We start from the raw sequence: 4,718 nt of genomic DNA on the forward strand, positions 1-4,718 counted from the left end.
TCGTATGTTATTGCAATGATTTCATCTAACGTTGTTGTATTCACGACGTCCCACCACCTTAAGCCCGAAGGGCGGCCGCGATGCGGTTAGGTGGTGCGGATGTGTCCGGCTGATTCTTCTTCCCTGAAACTGAATTGCCTCCTCGAACCACTTCTAACTCCTACCGGACCGAGGGCGAATGCCCGATGCGTGAATATGGTGTTATGTGAAGTCATTGCCCTCATCGATTAGACCCAAAAAATATCGTTATTGTCTATTTCCATTAATTGTTTTTCGAATTGTTTATCCGGTTCTATGTCATCTATAAAGTGCCATTTATTCTTACTATCTCGCCAATATACTTTCCAGAATGATTCTTCTAATCTCAATTGTGCAATGGGATACTCAAAACGTCTCCCCATATATCCTGGTCTTTCTTGACTTAATGTAACTGTATTGCCTCTAAATTTATGATATATTTTCACTTCATTCTTAAGATGTTCAGGAATTTTTTGTTCTATATAGCTTTCTAGTATTTTGTCAATTCTCTTTTTTGTAAAGGTATCTATCACTTCTATCACTCCGATGGTTTAAATTAGCAAGCAATGATTTCACATAACGTTGTTGTATTCACGACGTCTGAGAGGCTTAAGGTGTGGAAATGGATACGCGCAGCGATCCACTAAACCGGCTGCGCAAAGCGCAGTTAGTCTCTCGGATGTGTCCACCCGAATGGGTGGACCGAGGCAGCTTGTCTGCCGAAGCGTGAATATGGTGTTATATGCTGTCGGGGCCAACTTGATATACCCTCAATTCTATATTCTCTAAAATGTATATTTTATCCTTTAATGTCCTTAAAGTCCCTTGTGTCCTTGTGTCCTGGTGTCCTGGTGTCCTTGTGTCCCTTTGTCCTTGTGTCCCTTTGTCCTTGTGTCCTTTGAACTCTATCTCCCACACAAAGAAAAAACGAATCGATTGTTACATACGACTCGTAATGGTTTGAAACTAACTATTCAATTGTTTCTTTATGATCTCTCGCTATGCCCCGATTGCATATAACGTCTAGGGATTCACGACGCCTCACCACCTTAAGGCTCGAAGAGCCGGCCGCGACGCGGTTAGGTGGTGCAGGTGTGTCCGGCTGATTATGCTTCCCTGCTTCTGAAAATACCTCTCTGATACACTTCTAACTCCAGTCCGGACCGAGGCAGCTCGTCTGCCGAAGCGTGAATCCTATGTTAGCTGATGTCTCACTACTTCTTCGAGTCGGTTTTGACGCAGTAACTTGTTACTTCTTCACCATCACCTTATTGAGCCAATGTATCACGTACATCTATAACCCTTGGATATCCTTTACCCTTCGGAGCAAGAGAGATTTCAGCTAACGTTGTTGTATTCACGACGTCCCACCACCTTAAGCCCGAAGGGCGGCCGCGATGCGGTTAGGTGGTGGGATGTGTCCGGCTGATTTCGCTTCCCTGCTGCTGAAATGCCTCTTCGATTCTACTTCTAACTTCAGCCGGACCGAGGGCGAATGCCCGATGCGTGAATATGGTGTTATGTGATGCCCCAGACTTCGAAGAAATACTAATAAATTACTCACCTTTATTCTCAATCAATAATCCTAGGTTTCAAAAACTATACTTTAATTTATCAAGATATGTATACCACGTCTCATATCCATATTGCGCTTTAACAGCGTCTTCTAATATAGATGGGGAAACTGACTTTCGAGTTCCCAAGTTAGCTCGTTCGTAATCATTTGCTGGTCTTAAAACATCTCCCATATAGCTCGTTACATAGTAACCCTTCAAAGTATCAACAATGTACTCAGGAAACCTAATATTATCGGGTATCATTACGTTCCCCAATAAAATCCAGTCACCATCCTCAATCGGAACATCTACGGTATGTGTAAAAAAGATAATCTTCTTACTTGTTACTTCATGGAGACTTGGATGTTGGTTAGCAGTAATATCATAAATGACATATGTTTTAGGATTGCCCTCACCCACGACTTGTCCATAAGCATATTGATTTGCACTTAATGGAATGGCAAAAACATCACCAATTGATACTGGTTTTTTGGGCTGTCTTCTTCTAGTCAAATCAATCATTCCTTTAAATATGATTTTCACTGGGGTTTCACATAACGTTCTTGTATTCACGACGTCCTACCACCTTAAGCCCAAAGGGCGGCCGCGATGCGGTTAGGTGGTGGGATGTGTCCGGCTGATTATGCTTCCCTGCTACTGAAATGCTCCACCGAATCCACTTCTAACTTCTGCCGGACCGAGGGCCGAATGGCCCGAAGCGTGAATATGGTGTTAGACGAAGTTCTCTGCTTCTTGAAATACTACTAACTGCGCCATTGAACTTGTTCTTCATTTGTCTTTGTTCTTCTTCTGTCCTTGTTCTTCTGTCCTTGTTTATCTACTGTCCTTGTTCTTCTGTCCTTGTTCTTCTGTCCTTGTTCTTCTGTCCTTGTTTATCTACTGTCCTTGTTCTTCTTCTGTTCTGGTTCTTATCTTTCTACTTTGGAATTATAACCCAGTCTTTCTAGTGACGCACATTAATTCCGCATAAAAATGAAGCCGCGAATCCGAAGTATAATTCTCCACGGTATATCTCGCGACTACTTTGTTTGTTATTATTCTGTTCGTTATTGATCTTATGGACGCTCTTACAGAGAATTTCGTCTAACGTTCTTGTATTCACGACGTCCCACCACCTTAAGCCCCAACGGGGCGGCCGCGATGCGGTTAGGTGGTGCGGATGTGTCCGGCTGAGTATATGCTTCCTGCAACTGAAATACCTCTTCGAATCCACTTCTTACTTCGTGCTGGACCGAGGGCCGAATGGCCCGAAGCGTGAATACGGTGTTATATGAAGGATCGGTCTTCGAAGGTTCACTAACAATTCTTGATCTTTATGGTTCTTGATCTTTATGGTTCTTGATCTTCATGATTCTTGATCTTCATGATTCTTGATCTTCATGATTCTTGATCTTCAGATTCTTGATCTTCAGATTCTTGATCTTCATGATTCTTGATCTTCATGATTCTTGATCTTCGCATCTTTCTCTTTATTGTTTATCAGCATATCCAACCTAGCTATTATTCTCTCATCATTCTTAAGTCTTTCACTCAATTTGTTATTGATTGTTACACCAATAATAAATAGCGTAATGATGATTGCAAAAACAGAAAGTATATTAAAGTCTTCAGTTGTCATAGTGACCTCCAACATGGTTTCGATCTTAATTCGGTTACCGATCTTTCATATAACGTTGTTGTATTCACGACGTCCCACCACCTTAAGCCCGAAGGGCGGCCGCGATGCGATTAGGTGGTGGGATGTGTCCGGCTGATTAAACTGCCTGCTGCTGAAATGCTTCTTGTACCACTTCTAACTTCGTGCCGGACCGAGGCAGCTTGTCTGCCGAAGCGTGAATATGGTGTTATCCGATGCCTCCGACCCCTCGATCAACTTACAACTCAGCCCTTGAACTTATCATTTATCTTAGATCTTAATGAGTCTTTGATCTTCAAGAGTTTTTGGTCTTCATGAGTTTTTGGTCTTCATGAGTTTTTGGTCTTCATGAGTTTTTGGTCTTCACGATTCTTTGATTTTCGATTGTTCGGAATATAAATACAGCCCTTAAATGGAATTGTAATCCATCCGAGGGCATTTATCATTATATATTTCTCCATCTATCGCGGCACTATCTCCGTTCACAATTACTGGGATGAGGTCGCGAGTAACTATTGTTTGTGAAGTCTAATTGAACTTTCTTACTTATAGATCTAACAGAAAAGCTATTAGGTTCACTGCAAGTTTAGCACCAGTAAAGATCACTAAATAGCCTCCTATTGCTTTCCATCTATTCTTAAAGCGATTTGAGAAAAAAATGACGAAAAAAGCCGTCATAATCAATATCCAAAGAATATCCTTATACATAGGTTCAGAAAACATACAGGGTTCTCACCTCTAAAGGTCTTATCTGCTCTTTCCAATGATCTTACAGCACTCGGAGGTTTCGGATAACGTTGTTGTATTCACGACGTCCCACCACCTTAAGCCCGAAGGGCGGCCGCGATGCGGTTAGGTGGTGCGGATGTGTCCGGCTGATTCTGCTTCCCTGCTACTGAAATACTTCTCCGATTCCACCTCTAACTTCGTGCCGGACCGAGGGCGCATGCCCGATGCGTGAATATGGTGTTATACGAAGTCCTTGTCTCCTAGAACTGCCACCAAATCTGTTCTTCTCCTTTATTTCTTTGCCCTTTATATATTATTTCTCCGTCTTTCTCCGACTTAATATCAAAATTAATTTGATAGCTTTGTCTGAATAAGTTTATGTCTGAAATTCCTTTTTCTATTTCATTGTAGAAATCAAACACTAATCCTTTTGCTTGTTCATTTGTTAGTCTATCTTCTACCATTATTCTAAAATTGATTATTCCGTCAGTAGAATTCGAACTCGATGCAGTTGTCGTAACTAGTTCTTTACTATTCATAGTCTTCTCTGCTTTACCTAATGAATCTACTAATTGGTTAAAATCTATTTCATCCTTTTTGTTACATCCCGTTGTTATAAGAGTAACTAATATAATTAGTGCCGTTAAGTATCGCATTCGATCTCCTCTTTAAGTGAATTTACAAGGATTTCGTATAACGTCCAGGGATTCACGACGCCTCACCACCTTAAGGCTCAAAGAGCCGGCCGCGACGCGGTT

4 protein-coding genes are annotated in these 4,718 nt (G+C 41.7%); all 4 read right to left on the reverse strand.

The features are described 5' to 3' along the window. Positions 1 to 227: 227 nt before the first annotated feature. Positions 228 to 551, reverse strand: a complete 324-nt coding sequence (locus tag ACFPQ4_RS01100) for a DUF3024 domain-containing protein (protein ID WP_378109871.1) — start codon at positions 549 to 551, stop codon at positions 228 to 230. Positions 552 to 1,610: 1,059 nt separating this feature from the next. Beyond that, positions 1,611 to 2,147: an Imm26 family immunity protein gene (locus tag ACFPQ4_RS01105; protein ID WP_378109872.1), complete on the reverse strand. Its 537-nt coding sequence runs from the start codon at positions 2,145 to 2,147 to the stop codon at positions 1,611 to 1,613. A gap of 871 nt (positions 2,148 to 3,018) precedes the next feature. Further along, positions 3,019 to 3,213 carry a hypothetical protein gene (locus ACFPQ4_RS01110; protein ID WP_378109873.1) on the reverse strand — a complete coding sequence of 65 codons (195 nt, stop codon included), beginning with the start codon at positions 3,211 to 3,213 and terminating at the stop codon, positions 3,019 to 3,021. Between the two features lie 1,007 nt (positions 3,214 to 4,220). Next, positions 4,221 to 4,616 carry a hypothetical protein gene (locus ACFPQ4_RS01115; protein ID WP_378109874.1) on the reverse strand — a complete coding sequence of 132 codons (396 nt, stop codon included), beginning with the start codon at positions 4,614 to 4,616 and terminating at the stop codon, positions 4,221 to 4,223. Positions 4,617 to 4,718 lie beyond the last annotated feature (102 nt).

The organism is Cohnella yongneupensis (assembly GCF_042655785.1).
Taxonomy (GTDB): domain Bacteria; phylum Bacillota; class Bacilli; order Paenibacillales; family Paenibacillaceae; genus Cohnella; species Cohnella yongneupensis.

Excerpts from the sequence above, each read along its gene's own strand:
- ACFPQ4_RS01110 (WP_378109873.1), bottom strand. The coding sequence starts at position 3,213 with ATGACAACTGAAGACTTTAATATACTTTCTGTTTTTGCAATCATCATT.
- ACFPQ4_RS01115 (WP_378109874.1), bottom strand. The coding sequence starts at position 4,616 with ATGCGATACTTAACGGCACTAATTATATTAGTTACTCTTATAACAACG.